The 16,863-nt window shown below is 40.8% G+C and carries 20 protein-coding genes and 1 tRNA gene; 15 read left to right on the top strand and 6 right to left on the bottom strand.

What is annotated here, in order from left to right; genetic code table 11:
• Nucleotides 1-136: 136 nt before the first annotated feature.
• From CTER_RS28830 to CTER_RS12260, 4 genes are all read right to left on the bottom strand, one after another.
• Nucleotides 137-709, bottom strand: a complete 573-nt coding sequence (locus CTER_RS28830; RefSeq protein ID WP_004625865.1) for a hypothetical protein — start codon at nucleotides 707-709, stop codon at nucleotides 137-139.
• Between the two features lie 127 nt (nucleotides 710-836).
• On the bottom strand, nucleotides 837-1,112 hold the full coding sequence (locus tag CTER_RS12270) for a hypothetical protein (RefSeq protein WP_004625779.1): 276 nt from the start codon (nucleotides 1,110-1,112) through the stop codon (nucleotides 837-839).
• Nucleotides 1,109-1,342 (bottom strand): hypothetical protein, encoded by a 234-nt coding sequence (locus CTER_RS12265; protein WP_004625881.1) that lies wholly within the window; start codon nucleotides 1,340-1,342, stop codon nucleotides 1,109-1,111. Before CTER_RS12265 ends, CTER_RS12270 begins: the two co-directional genes overlap by 4 nt.
• A 15-nt stretch (nucleotides 1,343-1,357) precedes the next feature.
• Entirely contained in the window at nucleotides 1,358-2,599 is a 1,242-nt protein-coding gene (locus CTER_RS12260; protein ID WP_004625857.1) for a DNA polymerase Y family protein, read from the bottom strand.
• Nucleotides 2,600-2,859: 260 nt separating this feature from the next.
• On the opposite strand from CTER_RS12260, the gene CTER_RS12255 reads away from it, so the two are divergent.
• From CTER_RS12255 to CTER_RS12190, 14 genes are all read left to right on the top strand, one after another.
• Complete coding sequence (locus CTER_RS12255; protein WP_117387196.1) at nucleotides 2,860-3,504, top strand: MBL fold metallo-hydrolase; 645 nt, start codon at nucleotides 2,860-2,862, stop codon at nucleotides 3,502-3,504.
• Between the two features lie 12 nt (nucleotides 3,505-3,516).
• Entirely contained in the window at nucleotides 3,517-4,005 is a 489-nt protein-coding gene (locus CTER_RS29170) for a P-loop NTPase family protein (RefSeq protein ID WP_004625877.1), read from the top strand.
• 250 nt (nucleotides 4,006-4,255) lie between these two features.
• Nucleotides 4,256-4,840: a TetR/AcrR family transcriptional regulator gene (locus CTER_RS12245; protein ID WP_004625809.1), complete on the top strand. Its 585-nt coding sequence runs from the start codon at nucleotides 4,256-4,258 to the stop codon at nucleotides 4,838-4,840.
• Nucleotides 4,841-4,884: 44 nt separating this feature from the next.
• On the top strand, nucleotides 4,885-6,477 hold the full coding sequence (clcA, locus tag CTER_RS12240) for a H(+)/Cl(-) exchange transporter ClcA (RefSeq protein WP_004625812.1): 1,593 nt from the start codon (nucleotides 4,885-4,887) through the stop codon (nucleotides 6,475-6,477).
• 159 nt (nucleotides 6,478-6,636) lie between these two features.
• Complete coding sequence (locus CTER_RS12235; protein ID WP_004625788.1) at nucleotides 6,637-7,167, top strand: flavodoxin domain-containing protein; 531 nt, start codon at nucleotides 6,637-6,639, stop codon at nucleotides 7,165-7,167.
• A gap of 18 nt (nucleotides 7,168-7,185) precedes the next feature.
• On the top strand, nucleotides 7,186-8,169 hold the full coding sequence (locus CTER_RS12230) for a Gfo/Idh/MocA family protein (RefSeq protein ID WP_004625761.1): 984 nt from the start codon (nucleotides 7,186-7,188) through the stop codon (nucleotides 8,167-8,169).
• Entirely contained in the window at nucleotides 8,156-9,202 is a 1,047-nt protein-coding gene (locus tag CTER_RS12225; protein WP_004625814.1) for a threonine aldolase family protein, read from the top strand. The genes CTER_RS12230 and CTER_RS12225 overlap by 14 nt, the downstream gene beginning before the upstream one ends.
• A gap of 14 nt (nucleotides 9,203-9,216) precedes the next feature.
• Complete coding sequence (locus tag CTER_RS12220; RefSeq protein WP_004625724.1) at nucleotides 9,217-9,480, top strand: DUF1905 domain-containing protein; 264 nt, start codon at nucleotides 9,217-9,219, stop codon at nucleotides 9,478-9,480.
• A 33-nt stretch (nucleotides 9,481-9,513) separates the two neighbouring features.
• Nucleotides 9,514-10,956 carry a DEAD/DEAH box helicase gene (locus CTER_RS12215; protein WP_004625827.1) on the top strand — a complete coding sequence of 481 codons (1,443 nt, stop codon included), beginning with the start codon at nucleotides 9,514-9,516 and terminating at the stop codon, nucleotides 10,954-10,956.
• A 137-nt stretch (nucleotides 10,957-11,093) separates the two neighbouring features.
• Nucleotides 11,094-12,227, top strand: coding sequence for a GGDEF domain-containing protein (locus tag CTER_RS12210; RefSeq protein ID WP_040761014.1), 1,134 nt, complete (start codon nucleotides 11,094-11,096; stop codon nucleotides 12,225-12,227).
• A gap of 193 nt (nucleotides 12,228-12,420) precedes the next feature.
• Nucleotides 12,421-12,708: a DUF4359 domain-containing protein gene (locus tag CTER_RS12205; RefSeq protein ID WP_004625782.1), complete on the top strand. Its 288-nt coding sequence runs from the start codon at nucleotides 12,421-12,423 to the stop codon at nucleotides 12,706-12,708.
• A gap of 84 nt (nucleotides 12,709-12,792) precedes the next feature.
• Nucleotides 12,793-13,770 carry a hypothetical protein gene (locus CTER_RS12200; protein ID WP_004625784.1) on the top strand — a complete coding sequence of 326 codons (978 nt, stop codon included), beginning with the start codon at nucleotides 12,793-12,795 and terminating at the stop codon, nucleotides 13,768-13,770.
• On the top strand, nucleotides 13,763-14,566 hold the full coding sequence (locus tag CTER_RS12195; protein WP_004625762.1) for a protein-glutamine gamma-glutamyltransferase: 804 nt from the start codon (nucleotides 13,763-13,765) through the stop codon (nucleotides 14,564-14,566). Before CTER_RS12200 ends, CTER_RS12195 begins: the two co-directional genes overlap by 8 nt.
• Nucleotides 14,567-14,660: 94 nt before the next feature.
• On the top strand, nucleotides 14,661-14,843 hold the full coding sequence (locus CTER_RS12190; protein WP_004625722.1) for a DUF6472 family protein: 183 nt from the start codon (nucleotides 14,661-14,663) through the stop codon (nucleotides 14,841-14,843).
• Nucleotides 14,844-14,969: 126 nt separating this feature from the next.
• Here CTER_RS12190 and CTER_RS12185 read toward each other — a convergent pair.
• A tRNA-Leu gene (locus CTER_RS12185) sits at nucleotides 14,970-15,052 on the bottom strand.
• Nucleotides 15,053-15,332: 280 nt separating this feature from the next.
• Between CTER_RS12185 and CTER_RS12180 the strand changes: the two genes are divergently transcribed.
• Nucleotides 15,333-16,250: a YesL family protein gene (locus tag CTER_RS12180; RefSeq protein WP_004625878.1), complete on the top strand. Its 918-nt coding sequence runs from the start codon at nucleotides 15,333-15,335 to the stop codon at nucleotides 16,248-16,250.
• Between the two features lie 134 nt (nucleotides 16,251-16,384).
• Here CTER_RS12180 and CTER_RS12175 read toward each other — a convergent pair whose 3' ends face one another.
• Nucleotides 16,385-16,855 carry an ACT domain-containing protein gene (locus tag CTER_RS12175; RefSeq protein WP_004625773.1) on the bottom strand — a complete coding sequence of 157 codons (471 nt, stop codon included), beginning with the start codon at nucleotides 16,853-16,855 and terminating at the stop codon, nucleotides 16,385-16,387.
• Nucleotides 16,856-16,863 lie beyond the last annotated feature (8 nt).

Here is a 16,863-nt window from a genome sequence, read left to right as displayed (position 1 = left end):
AAGACGTTTGCTTTCTTTAATGTAGCGTTAATATAGTTTTTAATATAGTTTAATGTATATAGTCTATTATATAATATTTGAGATATTTATGTAAGGAAGGGTTGTAAAATCCCTTCCTTCACCATGCCTCCTAAGCTTATCTGATGCATACAAAGGTGACGATATTGAAAGTAAAAACTTCAAAGTAAACCCATCTGCGGCCATCCCATCTGTAGCCGTAAACTACACGGGGAGTGACGCTTGAAATCCAGGCCCAGAAGTTTCTCCCGTTATTCAGCCATATATATGCAAATCTGTTCCGGCATTGTCTTACCGGGCCGGGTAAAAAACCGGGTCTCCGGGGAATAAAGCTCGGTGGACGCATATTTGGTGCAAATTGTCCGAAATTATGCGGTCCAGGTGAATATGGCAATAAACCGGGCTGCCCCTGAGGAGGGCCAAAGGGTGGTTGACCCTGAGGAGGGCCAAAGGGAGGCTGACCCTGGGGAGGGCCAAAGGGAGGCTGACCCTGGGGAGGGCCAAAAGGTGGCTGACCCTGGGGAGGTCCAAAGGGCGGTTGACCCTGGGAGGGTCCGAAAGGAGGCTGACCCTGGGGAGGCATCATGGGCCCCGGTGTTCCGTCAGGTCTGAAGTCATCCTCATAATAATCATAATCCTCATACCCCTCATATCTGTCATATCCATCATATTCGTCATATTGATCCGACATTAAAATCTACTCCTTATACGTAAGCTTTTAATACATAATATGGAAATGTTTAATATACGGTTACATAAAGAATATTGATAATGTAATGCACCAATCAGGTGTTATGCTCAGGTATTATATTGAGAGATCATTCACAGATGCAATTATCTTCTACCTCAATATAAAATCTTTGATTCCTAAAGCCTCCATCCTCAAAAAACAGCTGGAGCTTTGTTCCTTCACATATACAATTAAACCTCTGTGCATTTACTTTTTGCTTAAGGCTTTTTCCATTCCTGCTCTCCAGAACTTTGTTTATTTTATAAATACGGCCTTCCCATTCAATGGAATAGGGGATCAATTCTCCGGTGCTGCTGCGTCTGAGAGCCGTAACATTAAGATATACCCGCCTGTGCACAGTCATTTGCCCTCCATGAACCATTTGTCTTCCTCAAGAAAAATATATACCTCTTTGTTCATTACTCTGCATCTGAATCTTATTCCCTGACCGCCCACTTTCAGACTGGCGGCTTTCTGAAAATCCAACACCTTGTCTATATCATAGCGTGTTCCATCCTCCCACAAAAAGAACAGGAGAAGAAGCTCTCCATCCGTTGTAAAAGTTGACATAACATCCACATAAACCTTACGCATGAGACCTCCTCTTTTCTATCTGAAATAGGATACAGGAAAAATAACATTTTCTTCTATGGGGTTGGCATTAAGCTCTGTATCCTTTAACATCAGGGCTCTTTGAGTTGAGTAATGTCCGTAACGGCTTCTTATATCATCAATGCATTTTTCCAGCAGCTCTTTTTTCAGCCTTCTGTTGTCAGCATCAAATAAACTTAACTGGGTGCAGCCATCCGGTATTACAAGATCGGTAACTCTTACACCTATGGAACGTATGGGTTTATCCCAGGTCCAGTTTTTCAGGAATATTTCAAAAGCTTTTTCTGCTATCTCACTGCTGACAAAGGTATGAGTGTTCAACGGGGCCTGCCTGTCTATGGTCACCAGGTCCCTGTCACGCACGTGTATCTGTACTGTACTGCCTTTAAAGCAGTGACTGCGGAGTCTTTCGGCAACACTTTCGGAGAGTACGTAAAACAGCATTTTGACATCTTCATTGTTTTCCAGATCACGGGGAGTGGTCATACTGTTGCCGATACCTTTGATCATGCTCTCTGTCCCCAGAATTGACACAGGGGTTGTGTCGAGGCCATTGGCAAAACTCCAGAGATATTCGCCCCATTTACCCAGCAGACCGGTCAAAACAGCAGGCGAAACCGCTGCGATATCACCTATGGTGTAGAGTCCGATTTTTGCAAGCTTTCGCCTGGTAGAGGGACCCACGTATAAAAGTTCTTTTGCGGGGAGAGGCCAAACCCTTTGCTTATAGTTATCAGGACTGATGACTGAAACATCATCGGGCTTCTTTAAGTCGCTTCCCAGCTTTGCGAATATCTTGTTCCAGGAGACACCTACCGACACTGTGATACCGGTTTCGGCACGCATACGCCTGCGTATTTCATGGGCGATATGTTCGCCGTCTCCGAAAAGGCGGGTTGAATCAGTGACATCCAGCCAGTTTTCATCAATGCCGAAGGCCTCTATTTTGTCGGTATAGTCCCGGTATATCTCTCTGGCAAGTTTTGAAAATCTGATGTATTTGCCATAATCGGGAGGGGTGACAATTAAGCCGGGGCATCTCTGCCTGGCCTGCCAGATGGCCTCGCCGGTTTTGATGCCGAAGTTTTTGGCTATGGTGTTCCTGGCCAGAATGATTCCGTGCCGGCGTTCAACACTGCCTCCCACAGCGACAGGTTTGCCTTGCAGCTCAGGTTGATGCAGGCATTCAACACTGGCATAGAAGTTGTTTAAATCTGAATGCAAAATTACTCTTTCCATAAGGCCACCTAAATAATATGATCGAACGTGTGTTCGGTTATATTATATGCCGGCAATATGATTTTTACAAATGAAAAAATTAGAAATTATATAGCTTATGTGGAAATAATGGATGTGGAAAACGGCACAAAAATCATCACAGAAATCATTGATATGCAGCAGTATATGGGGTAATATGGAAGAAAGGACCGGACCATGCAGGGGAAAATGGGTATGAATACTGAATGAATACTAAATAACTATGATATTGAGAGAGGTGTATGATGGAGATTATAAAAGTAAAAAAAAGAAATATCGTATTCAAATATAATGTTGCAGACTGGGATTTAAATCTTCACTTGATTATGGGAAATAAATACAACTACATCATTGATACAGGATTGGGTTCCCTGAGTATTTCTCCTGTTATAGAATATCTGGGAAACAATCGCAATCCGGTTATTGCAGTTAATACCCATTATCATTGGGATCATATCTGGGGAAACGGTTTGCTTGAAAACTGTACAATCATATCTCATCAGCTATGCAGAAAAATCATTTCGGAAAAGTGGGATGAAATGCTGGAAAAGCGAAAACAATTTGTTAGAGGGGATGTTCAAAAGTGTCTTCCGAACCTGACCTTTGAAGATACTTTATATTTCCCTGACGACAAAATCAAAATTTTTTATACACCGGGGCATACGGTTGACTGCATAAGCGTACTTGACGAGGAAGAAGGAGTAATTAATACCGGTGACAACATAGGTGATACCATGGAGGAAATTGTTCCGTCGGTTGAGACAGGGAAGGAAGTATTCATTAATACTCTTTTGAAATATAAGGAGATGGATTTTGACACCTGTGTTTCGGGACATAATACTGTTCTTGGAAGAGAAGTTATCGATATAATTTTAAAAGAAATATAACAAGGTGTGAAAATGAAAAAAATATATATCATTGGGATTGTTGCCAGCGGTAAGACGACCCTCGCCCGAAAGCTCTCTCAAAAACTCGGTATACCGTGGTATGAGCTGGATTGCATTATTTACAATGACCATCCCGGCGGAAGGCACAAACGCACTCCTGAACAGCAGGTTGAACTGATACATGAAATAGATAAGGCCGGACAATGGATCGTGGAAGGAACCTACCGGCAGTCCTGCCACTGCCTGCTGGATATGGCGGATACAATAATATTTCTTGATCCGCCGTTATGGAAAAGGAAATTCCGCATATTAAAACGTTTTGTAAAACAACAGCTTGGGATTGAAAAATGTCATTACAAATCGAATATGAAAATGCTTAAACTAATGTACAGGTGGACAGGAGAATTTGAGGCGGGGCGGCAGAAATTCGAGGGCATGCTGCGGCAGTACAAAAGTAAGGTGGTAAGAGTGTCCGGCAATAGTGATTTGAGTTTAATTTAGTTCAATTGATGAAGCTGGGTACCCAAACTCCAAAGCAATGTTACCGCCTGGAAAAAAAGAGGGCATGGTAATCAAAAAGGTTTTGTGGAAAACCGGTAATAAAATATTTTATCCCAAAGGTGTTACTAATCCTGATTATTGTATATTAAAATTTACAGCTTACATTTAATTATTGAGTAAATTTAATTTTTGCAGTATAATTGATTGAGTTGTCAGTCAATATATAAAACAAAAGGAAGAAGGCTCTAAAATGCCACGGAATAAAGAAAAGAACGAGATTCTGACTCAGTCCAGGAAAGAGGATATATTACGGACTGCAATAAAGAAATTTTCCGAAAAAGGCTATAATGGCGTAAAAGTTTCTGATATAGCAAAAGAACTGGGAATAAGCCAGGGCATTATATTCTGGTATTTTCAAACAAAAGAAAATCTGTTTATAAATGCTTTTATGAAAGAGTTCCGGGAAATCAAGCTTGCAACCTCAAAAGTGATTCACTCTGCGGCCTTAACCCCTCTGGAAAAATTAAAAGCCATAATATTTGAAATGATTAAAGTTTACAATGCAAAAAAAGAGGGTTGTATGTTGATACTCCAGATTCTTTCCAATACCGGGATGCAGCGTATTCTTTCAATTGACATTTCAACTGTTTATAACGAACTTTACATTGATCTGGAACTTTTATTTAAAGAAGCAGGAGCATCGAATCCGGAGCTTAAAGCCAGAAATTTTGTGGCTTTACTTGATGGTTTCATGATACAGATAATTTTAGGTCTCGATATTGGAAATACAGAAATTCTCGTAAAGGATATCCTGCATAGATATGAGCTTATTTAAATTTGTAAAATCGGAAAAACATTAATGGAGGCAAATCAAGCTTTATGGAAACAACTAACAGACATAATACATACAACACCCTTTTTCACTGGCATAGTTTCAGATTGAAACTTGTTTTCGAAGGGATAGCAGTTGGAATTTTAGCCGGACTCTTAGTAGTATTATACCGGTTTGCTCTTGAAAGAGCCATGGTATTATTGCAGGGGATATATGGTACTTTATCTGCAAGACCGCAATTCATACCGGTTTGGCTTGGAGTTTTACTAATCATAGGTGTTATTTTAGGCAAACTCACAAAGTATGAGCCAATGGCGGGCGGCAGCGGTATTCCGCAGGTGGAAGGAATGCTGCTGAGAAAACTTAAAATGAACTGGTGGAAAGTGATTGTTGTGAAATTTTTTGGAGGTATTTTAGCTATAGGTTCAGGCCTGTCACTTGGGCGGGAGGGTCCTTCGGTCCAGCTGGGAGCGGCAGCAGGACAGGGGTTCAGCAAAATGCTTAAAAGGGTGAAGCTGGAGGAAAAGTATCTCATAACCAGTGGTGCAAGTGCAGGCCTTGCGGCAGCCTTCAATGCCCCTTTGGCAGGTGTTATGTTTGCGCTGGAGGAGGTCCACAAAAATTTTTCTCCCCTGGTTTTGTTGTCCTCACTTGCCGCAGCCCTGTCGGCCGACTATATTTCCAGCGGTTTTTTCGGATTAAAGCCGGTTTTCAATCTCAAGAGCTTGTCGGTGCTGCCGCTTAAGTCCTATTTATATATAGTCGTGCTTGGAGCTTTAATAGGAGTACTTGGAGTTTTATTCAACAAGTCCATTTTAAAGACTCAGCTTTTATATTCAAAGCTTAAGATCATACCAAAAGAATTATGGGTTATAATACCTTTAATGATTTCTGTTGTTTTGGGCTTTATATTGCCCCAGGTTCTTGGCGGAGGGCATGATCTGATAGTCGGGCTGCTGACGGGGGACGAATTCCCTCTGGCCTTTTTGTTTGTACTTTTACTGGTTAAGTTTTTGTTTACAATGATAAGCTATGGCTCGGGTGCTCCGGGAGGAATATTTCTGCCGCTGCTTTCCATCGGGGCTTTGATTGGGGGTATTTATGGTTTAGCGGTGGTAAACCTGTTCAATATGGACAGCAATTATATAAACAGTTTTATAGTACTGGCCATGGCCGGGTATTTTACAGCTGTTGTCAGAGCACCTATAACGGGTATCATATTAATAACTGAAATGACAGGGTCCTTTAATCACCTGTTATCCCTGGCGATAGTATCTGTAACAGCATATATTGTCGCTGATTTGCTGGGATCGAAGCCTATTTATGAATCCCTGCTGGAAAGAATATTGCAAAAGCAGGGCAATAATGATGCGGCTGTAGGTGATAAAAAGCATAAATTAATTCTTGAATTTGCAGTTTGCATGGGATCAATGGTGGACGGTAAACAGGTCAGGGATATAAAACTGCCTTCACATTGTCTTATGGTAGCAGTCCGGCGAGGAGAACGGGAAATAATCCCTAACGGTGATACCGTACTTTGTGCGGGGGATTATTTGATTGTGTTGACCAACGATGACAGAGAAGCTAAAATCAATGATTCTTTTACAAAACTTTGCGGAAGCTGTGAGGTACAAAAATAGCGGTAAAAAAGCAAATATTGAACAAAAAGTCTGTCAATACTTATGAAATAAATTTATAATGTATATTAGAACTAATAATATTATGACAAATGACAATAGATTAAGTTACGGACTAATATTAAAATTAACTTAACCCATAAGGATTGAGGAGAAAACTTAATGAAGACTATTGTAGTCTACAGGTCAAAAACCGGTTTTGCAAAACAATATGCAGAATGGATTGCAGAGGAATTGAAAGCAGATATTTTTGAAGCTTCGGGGGTTACTGTCCATATGCTTGAGGCATACGACAAAATTGTCTATGGCGGAGGCTTGTATGCCGTCGGAATAAACGGTGTAAAACTGATTACCGGCAATCTGGAACGGCTCAAAGGTAAAAGGATCGCTGTCTTTGCCACAGGCGCAGCTCCCCCGAGAAAGGAAGACATTGATAAAGTAAGGAATATGAATTTTACCGCGGAACAGCAGAAACAAATAGGATTTTTTTATTTAAGGGGAGGTTTTGATTACTCAAAATTAAATTTTGCCGATAAGTTACTTATGAATATGCTGAAATTGAAGATAAGGGCCAAAAAAAAGAAAACAAAGCTTGAGCCCGATGAAATCGGCATGCTGGCAGCATATGACAGGCCTGTTGACTTCACAGGGAAAAAGAGCACAGAAGAGCTTTTAGCATATATAAATTCTTAATTACAGGAGGAATACATAATGAAGATTAGATTTGGAATAGTTGGTTTAGGCGGCATAGCTGCCAGGTTTGCAAAGGTGCTCAATACTGCCGGAGGAGTTGAACTGGCAGCTGTAGCATCCCGTGACATGTCAAGGTCAAAGGCTTTCGCGGAAAAATTCGGTTCAAAAAAAGCCTATGGCAGCTACAGTGAACTTATTGCCGATGCAGAGGTTGACGTTGTTTACGTTGCATTGACACATAATTTTCACTATGAAATAGTAAAGGAATGTCTTAATAACAAAAAGGCTGTTATTTGCGAAAAGCCTTTTGTACTTAATAAAAAAGATGCAGAAGAGCTGTCACGGCTTTCCAAAGAAAAGAACGTACTTCTGATGGAGGCCATGTGGACCCGGTTTATTCCCGCTTTCAGAAAAGCCAGGGAATGGGTGAAATCGGGCAAAATAGGGGGAGTTAAACTGGTCAGTGCATCCTTTTGCTTCAATATGCCCTTTAATCCTGAAAGCCGGCTCTACAATCCCAGGCTTGCAGGCGGCAGCCTGTATGATGCCGGGGTTTATCCAATTGAATTCACCACCGGAATACTTGGTGAAAATCCTTCGAAGGTCAGCGGTATGGCAACCTTCAGCAAAACCGGCGTCGACGATTTTGCAGTAATAAATATGAGTTTTGAAAGCGGTGCGCTTGCTTCACTGAGCTGTGGTGTCACGGCGGCTGCCAACAGGGATGCAAGGATATGCGGAACAGAGGGGAATATCATAGTATATGATTTTTTAGGTTCAAGAAAGTGTGAACTGTACGATAATGAGAATAAACTGGTGGAAAGCTTTGCAGAAGATTTTGATGACGGCTTTATATTTCAGATAAACCATTTCAGAGATTTATTCATAAGCAATAAGATCGAGAGCGAAATAATACCGCATAGAGATACCATTGCCTGTGCTGAAGTATTTGATGAATTGATGAACCAGTGGGAACTTGGAGGCTCGAATGCTGCGATTTAATTGTGACTACAGTGAAGGTGCACATCCGAAGGTGCTGGAGAAGCTTGTTGAAACAAATATGGAGCAGACTGCAGGCTACGGTGCCGACCCCTATTGTGCCCGAGCCGCACAGCTGATCAAAAGCAAATGCGGCAGGGACGATATAGACGTACATTTCCTGGTGGGAGGTACCCAGACAAACCTGACGGTGATAACTGCGGCTCTGAGGCCGCATCAGGGTGTTGTTTCGGCCCATACAGGACATATAAATACCCATGAGACAGGGGCTATAGAGGCCAACGGACACAAGGTGCTCGCACTTCCGGCAGTTGACGGCAAGCTGACCGCTCAGGCAGTTCAGGATTGTTATGAGGCCCATGTCAACGACGAGACCAGGGAGCACATAGTGCAGCCCAAGCTGGTATATATTTCGAATCCCACCGAAATTGGCACCATATACAGCAGAGCCGAGCTGACCGATATAAGTGAAGTCTGCAGAAAGAATGATCTGTTTCTCTATGTGGACGGAGCGCGTTTGGGCTATGCCCTTTGCGCAGAGGACAATGATCTGGATCTGCCTGCATTGGCCCGGTTGTGCGACGCTTTTTATATAGGCGGAACCAAAATAGGTGCACTCTTTGGAGAGGCGGTGGTTTTGTGCAGCGACAAAATCAAGAGGGATTTCAGATATATTATAAAGCAGAAGGGCGGGATGCTTGCCAAGGGAAGATTGCTTGGAGTGCAGTTTGCCGCTCTGTTTGAGAAGGATTTGTACTTTGAGATGGCAAGCCATGCCAATAAAATGGCTCTGCTTATAAAAGCTGCCTTCAAAAGAAACGGCTACGGCTTTTTGGTGGAATCCACCACAAATCAGCAGTTTCCCATAATACCGGATGAAATTCTTGCGAAATTAAACGAAAAGTTTGAATATTCATTTTGGGAAAAGGTTAGTGCCGATACCAGCGCGGTCAGGTTTTGCACAAGCTGGGCAACGGAACCTGACGCTGTGCGGCAGTTGATTGAAGAAATTGATAAATACCCACCTGTAGCATAGGAGGGATGCATCTCATGAGCAAAATATATGAGTTTGAAGCCGAAATAAAAAAAGTACCTGACATTGACGGTGCGTATATAGAATTTCCCTATGATGTAAGACAGGAGTTTGGAAAAGGCAGGGTGAAGGTACTGGCTTCCTTTGATGGCGAGCTCTATGAGGGCAGTCTGGTGAGGATGAAAACACCCCGCCATATTATAGGTATCAGGAAGGAAATCAGGGCGAAAATCGGAAAACAGCCCGGTGATACAATAAAGGTAACAATCCGGGAAAGATAATGACAGCATAAAGATAAAGAAAGAGTTGAATAAATGACAGAGTTTAGTTTCAGTGATTTTCATTTAAGCGGTGATATCATAAAAGCAATTGAAATGCTTGATTATAAAAGTCCCACAGCTGTTCAGCAGAAAGTTATCCCTGCTTTGCTGAACAAAAGGGATATAATAGTGAAATCCCGTACGGGGAGCGGAAAGACCGCTTCTTTTGCAATTCCGGTATGCCATATGGTGGAGTGGGCTGAAAATAAACCCCAGGCTCTGGTGATTACTCCAACCAGGGAACTGGCCATACAGGTAAAGGAGGATATATTTAATATCGGCAGATTCAAGAGGCTCAAAGTACCGGCTGTATACGGCAAGTCATCTTTTTATAATCAGGAAAAGGAGCTTAGGCAAAAAGCTCACATTGTGGTAGGTACCCCCGGGCGTTTGATAGATCATCTGGACAGAGCCACCCTGGACACTTCGAATATAAAATATCTGGTTATCGATGAAGCTGATGAAATGCTGAACATGGGGTTTATTGAGCAAATTGAGGATATAATAGCCCGATTGTCCGGGGACAGGCTGACTGTATTGCTGTCTGCTACCATGCCGGGGACCATAAAAGAGTTATGCGGCAGGTATATGAAAGCTCCGGAGCTCATTGAAATTGAAGAACAGAGCACAATTGCCGGAAGGATACTTCAGGAACAATGCCGGATTGAGGCGAAGGATAAATTGGGATTGCTCAGGGATATTACAATTGTTGAAAATCCTGAGAGCTGCATAATTTTCTGCAACACGAAACACATGGTAGATGCGCTGCAGCATGAACTTGAAAAGCTCAAATATACCTGTGAGAAAATCCACGGCGGGATGGAACAGCGGGACAGGCTCAAAGTGATGAATGAATTCAAGCAGGGCCGGTTCAGATATCTGGTTGCAACCGACGTAGCAGCCAGAGGAATAGACATAGATAAGATATCACTGGTAATCAACTACGATGTTCCCATTGACAGTGAAGACTACGTGCACAGGGTAGGGAGAACCGGACGCGTCGACAGTACCGGCAAGGCAATCACTTTTGCTACGCATAATGACGAAAAGTATATGGCTGCAATAGAACAATATACGGGCAAGGAAATACCAGCGGGAGAAAGACCCTCTCCCGAGACGGTAAACAGCTTAAAAGAACAATTTGCCGAGAAAATGATTTCCGCCCCTGTCCTGAAACAGGCAAAAGGTGCACGAATGAATAAGGAAATATTGAAATTGCATATAAACGCCGGCAAGAAAACAAAAATGAGGCCGGTGGATATTGTGGGAACGCTTTGTAATATTAAAGGCATGTCGGCAGAGGACATAGGAATAATAAATATCGCTGATGTTTCCACCTTTGTGGAAATACTTAACAACAAGGGGGAGCTGGTCTACGGAGAGCTCCAGAAAACCCCCATAAAAGGCAGGTTGAGAAAGGTCAGCAAGGCAGAATAAATGATAGATTTTTAATTAAAAATTACACAAAAACCAAAAGAGATAAACGACATCCTTCGACAGATTATTCAAAATGAAAACTGTATTATAAATAAATATGATACATATTGTTTTTGTGTAAAGTGCAAGGTGGAAATATGCTGATGTTCAGTTATATAGAAATTAATTTGATTGCTGCCACTATCCTGATAATAATATTTTTTAATATGAGAAATAAAAAAGAAAAATATTTATATGATCAGAAGCTATTTATGCTTATATTATTTTTTAATATATTGATCTTAATAGTAGATACAGCAACGTGGGTTCTGAATATGAAAAGCGGGGACCCTGCAAGGTACATGAATATTATATCCAATACGGTCTATTACATTCTCAATCCCGTGCCTTGCATGCTTTGGTCCGTTTATGCCGATTTTCAGATTAACAAGGATATAAAGCGTGTCAAAAAAATCAGCCTGCCGTTGAGTCTGCCGGTACTTTTTAATGCGGTACTGGCTCTTTTAAGTCCGGCAACAGGCTTATTATTTTATGTCGACAGCAACAATGTATATTACAGGGGAAAATTGTTTCTGCTCATGTGTCTCATATGTTATTTCTATTTTGTCTATACATTTGTCATGCTGGTCAGCAGGAAGGACCGCATTGACAGGAGGCAATACACAGCCCTCATTGCCTCTGCCTTTCCGCCGTTTCTCAGCGCTGTTTTTCAAATAATGTTTTACGGGATATCCGTGATATGGATATGCATGGCCTTCTCTCTGCTGATTGTTTTTATTAATATCCAGAACAACCGGTTATACACCGACTATCTGACAGGTTTGTACAACCGGAGGCAGCTGGACAATTATTTGTATCAGAAAATAAAAAGCAGGGTGCAATCCAAATATCTGGCCGGTATAATGATCGATGTTGACTCCTTCAAGCAGATAAACGACTTATACGGGCATACCGCAGGTGATAATGCATTAATCTGTGTAGCCGAAATTCTTAAAAAGAATTTCAGGAAAGATGACTTCATAGCCAGATACGGCGGTGATGAATTTGTTGTTGTTATGGAAATAATGGAGGAGTCTGAGCTCATAAGTATGATAAGACGGCTTAAAGAGTACATTGAAGTATATAACAGCAAAAATGATATTCCGTATGAAATAAGTCTCAGCATTGGGTATGACATATACAAAACCAAATCAGGAGTTTCCATACAAAAGTTTTACAAGCATATTGACAAACTGATGTATGAGGATAAAAGGGGAAGGGCTGTGAGCTGAAGAACTTTCATTGTGCCGGGCTCATTCATTTGAAAAAAATAAGCAGCAGCTTTTTATACTTTCCAGCATATTTGTTTTATGATACCATATACATTATTTAGAAATGCTGTGAATAATATTATTCTCTGGTACTATGTCAACTTTAAAAAGTATATTACCGGTGGCATAGTACTGGTATAACGGGAGGCGTATTTTGAAAAAATTTCTTGCAATCATAGTAATCTTAATTTTTATATTGGCTTTGACCAACCCATCCCAGGCAGATTACAATTCCTGGGTCAACGGCAGACTTGCAGATCAGTTGAACTATAACTCCCAGGGTACGTTGGGAAAAGCAATTTCAAAAATATCCGATCTTCTGGTGGAGCCAGTAACTGAAAGACATAATTATGTTCTGTTCTCTACATATGAAACAAAGCTTGCAAACACTCAGATAACAAAAACATTAGGCATTTTTAAATTTTTTATAAATTTGAAGTAAGAATGTTTTAGCCGTAATTTGTAAACTTATAGGATTGTTATCATATAATGATTACATACGATATTATGAAAGAGGACGTATTGTATGAGTATTGCATTATTTGATGAAATAAGGATCTATTACGGAAGCGACAAATTGGCCACAATTTTTCGAGATATGGTAGACAACGATGTTGAAGAGGCACTAAAGTCACTTAATCAAAAGAATTTACTATTTCCTTCACTTTTTGTACTTCACAACGAGATTAATAATGTCGGGCTTAATGAACGCTTAAGCAACCGGAACAAGTATGCAATGGATCTCATAAATCAGGTGCTGGCAGATGAAGAGCTTGATTCTGAGAGGCTGCAGTCTGGAAATATACAGGAGAATCTTACAGCTGCCAGGTGGATATTGGAGTCGGGTTCTTCGGAGGACGGACTGAGTGACGAATTCGACCAGGTTCTTGACACTTCGGCAATTGTTCTTTGCAAGTTATATAATGACAGAAGCTGTCTGAGAACTGTTGAAACTCTTATATTTGACCGCCACAGAAAAGGGTCATATACTTATGATCTGACCTGGGTATTTTTTGAGACCCTGAATCCGCAAAATTTAAATACTCTGGCTAACAGATTGCGTTCCGCCAATCCAAAAGACGTCGAACTTGCCCGGAAATTTCTAAATTTCATCCCCGACCTTGACAACAGAAATAATGATGCCAGGAAACAGCATCAAATTGCGTCGAGATGGATCAACAGGAATCAGAATTTTTTATATTTCACAGGTTCTTCAAATCAACAGACAATAGATCCTATGAGATATGAGGTTTCCCTGGAAGCCAAGTATCTGCAGAGACCTGTCGGTAGTATTATGACGGAGCAGTCCAGAGCCTTGCGCAAGGAAGAGGTTACATATCTGGATAACTTCAACAAGCTCGATGATGATGTAAAGCTGCTGCTTTCAAACTGTTCCGATTATCTTTGCCGTTCTGACAGGTATAAGTGGAGCAAATGGCTCCATAGTCCTTTAGAAAAGCAAATTGAGATGGCTGAGAGGATGGTGGGGAATCAGAATGATTAGAATAAACGGTAACCCGGTTGACTCAAGTATTGTTGGTCAATATGGAACAAACACTGTCGAAGGAAAAACTTTAAGTATTTTAATGACCAGTAGCCAGGTTTATAATTATGCTTCTCTGAATGAACTTAAATTTGAACTGACCCTGAGAAGAAGCATTGTAAATGCTGCTAAAGACCTGAATAGAAGCCGTATGGATTTTTTAGTCTTTAGAAAGTCCAAATGCAATCCGGAGTTCTGGTACAGGACGGGTGAAGGAGGCTTTGAATTAAAAAGCGGAGTCAAACCTTCGGATGCCATAAAGGATATATACATAAACAGTTCCAAATATGGTACCGAATGTGCCACGGCAATGGTCATCGTATATTATAAGGCACTGGTTGATGTACTGCCGGAAGCATTGTTCAACAGAATGTTTCCAAGGATATATCTTATGAACTGGCAGCACCTGGACAATGATATGGGAATAGTGGACTATATGAGGGTAGCCGATTATCTGCCGGGGGATTGCAGGTATTTTAAAAATCCTGATGTTGATCCTCTGAAGCCTGAGTGGCAGGGTGAAAATGTTTTTTTATTGGAAAATGGTCTGTATTATGGACACGGTATAGGCATAACCTCGGGAGACAGAATAATTGAAGCACTGAACAGGAGACGGCGAAGGGGATCGACAATTTCAGCCTATTTGCTGCCATCGGCCAAACGCATGAATTTCAAGTATCTTAGCAGCCAGTATTATAGTTTCTCCCCCGGTTCGAGAGAGGACTACTATTCCATTAATACTTTAATAAGCAATTGAAATATGTGTTAAAGCACTCTTCTGTTTTAAGAAATAAAATGCTACCATAGAGAGAAACAGAGACAAAAGATACCACTTGCGGGGAGGCTTGAGGATGAAAGGCAAAACAAATTGTGAATGCTGTATAAACTATATTTACGATGATGAATTTAACTGCTATCAATGTGAAGTTAATCTGGATGAAGATGAAATGAGTCAATTTCTCAGAAACACTTTTGATAATTGTCCCTATTTTCAGTTTAATGATGAGTATAGGACTGTAAGAAAGCAGAACTAACAATATTCCTACTCGAAGCTAAAAATGTCCATTGAGGACATTTTCTAAACGCTCCGAGCCCTCCCGGGTTCAAGTCCCAATAAACGAACAGCAAAAAAACCACCGAATAACTCGATGGTTTTTCTTTGGTGCGATCGATGGGACTTGAACCCATACGGTCTCCCACACGCCCCTCAAACGTGCGCGTCTGCCAGTTCCGCCACGATCGCATTTGCGGTGTTTTGATGCGTTCCCGCATCAGCAAGTATGATTATACTAGGATATATTGAGAGTGTCAATAATAATTTATAAAAAATACGAAATTAGTGCAAAATATTTTTAAAATCCCATATATACTGATTTTTCATGTGCTTAAGTCAGTTAACAAATTGTAAATAAATTAAGTATTTTTTCAAAATGTGTTGAAGGAAGCTCACAGTATTGGTAAAATACTTATTATCATACCAGCATAGTATTTATTACTGTGAAAAAAGAAAAGGAGAGTTGCGCGTGGGGTTATTCAGTGCAAACTACAATAAACCGGGCCCTGGAGTAGATAAGGACGCTCCTCCCAAGCCGAGATTTTTTATATTTTTTGAAGTACTAAAGCGTAAATTCTGGCATTTGCTCAGAGTTAACATGATGTTTGTCTTATTTAATATTCCTGCATTGCTGGCTGCTTTTTTTATAGCAGAAGTTTATTTGCAAAGAATTAAATTTGACGCCGGTGGGATAGGTGATTTTTATCTCAGACTCTTTTTAGCGTCACTGCTAACTTTGATTCCGGTGATTGCCTTCGGACCTGTACAGGCTGGCTTTACCTATATCCTGAGGAATTATTCAAGGGAAGAGCACTCCTTCATATGGTGGGATTTCAAGGAAACCTTTGTTAAAAACTTTAAACAGGGTATGGCAATTACTGTTATAGATTTGGCCGTAATGTATATTCTGGGTTTGGCAATTAATTTCTATGCCGGTCAAAATGGATTGATCTTTACTGCTGCTACATCCTTTGTATCTTTATCCCTTGTAATTTTTGTGATAATGCATTTATACATTTATCCCATGCTGGTTACAGTAGATTTAAGCATTAAAAATATTTACAAAAATGCTTTTATTTTTGCAATACTCAAGTTCCTGCCCAATCTGCTGTTTTTCATTTTAAACATAGCAATCGCTTATGCCGCCTTCTTTAATGTGCTGATTGGCTGTATTCTCTATATATTCCTGCTGCCCAGCTTTATAGGCTTGATGAACAACTTCTATGTCAATCCTATTATAAAGAAATATGTGGTTACTCAAACCGAACAGCTGGAAGAAGAGGACGATGAGGAAGAGGATGACGGAGAGGGCTTCTACAAAAAGGATTATGAGGAAGAGGGCAATAGGGCCGAAACTGATGATTCCGATGATTTCGAAGAAAAATAAAAGAGATTAATATAAAAAAATATCTTGACTTATAAAAGGAGCACTGACCTTATTGAAAGGCACAGTGCTCCTTTATGTAAAAACAATATTCAATATCAAACAAAGTAAAATACTTACCGCTTGAGCTTTGATCTCTAAAGCGTGAATTCCTCCTTTACGGCCGATACAGCCCTGTCGGTATCCTTATCATAAATAAGAAAAGAGATATCAACTTCGGATGTAGTGATAAGCTTTACTTCTATTTCATTGGCTGCCAGGAGTCTGAACAGCCGTGCCGCAACTCCGGGTATTTCCTTCATGGCCTGGCCGAATACGCTTATCTTGGTGCTGTTGGAATCAATGCCTACCCGCAGGTCGGGAACGGAACTTTTATATGCATTGAGCAGGGCTATGACCCTGGCAATGTTATCTGCAGGCATACTGAAGGAAATATTGATTTTTCCTTTATAAGGAGGGGATTGGCTGATCATATCAATATTTATGTTTTCTTCTGCTATCTTACTGAACATTCCTGATATGAGCAGCATATCATTCGGAAGATTGTCTGCCGTCACCAGTGCTACATTGTACAGGATACTCATACTTGTAACCGAATTACTGGACATAAGAATTT

Origin of the sequence: Ruminiclostridium cellobioparum subsp. termitidis CT1112 (assembly GCF_000350485.1) — a bacterium.
Taxonomy (GTDB): Bacteria; Bacillota; Clostridia; order Acetivibrionales; family DSM-1351; genus Ruminiclostridium; species Ruminiclostridium termitidis.
Note: the sequence above shows the minus strand (reverse complement) of the source record. Positions and strands in the feature narration are given on the sequence as shown.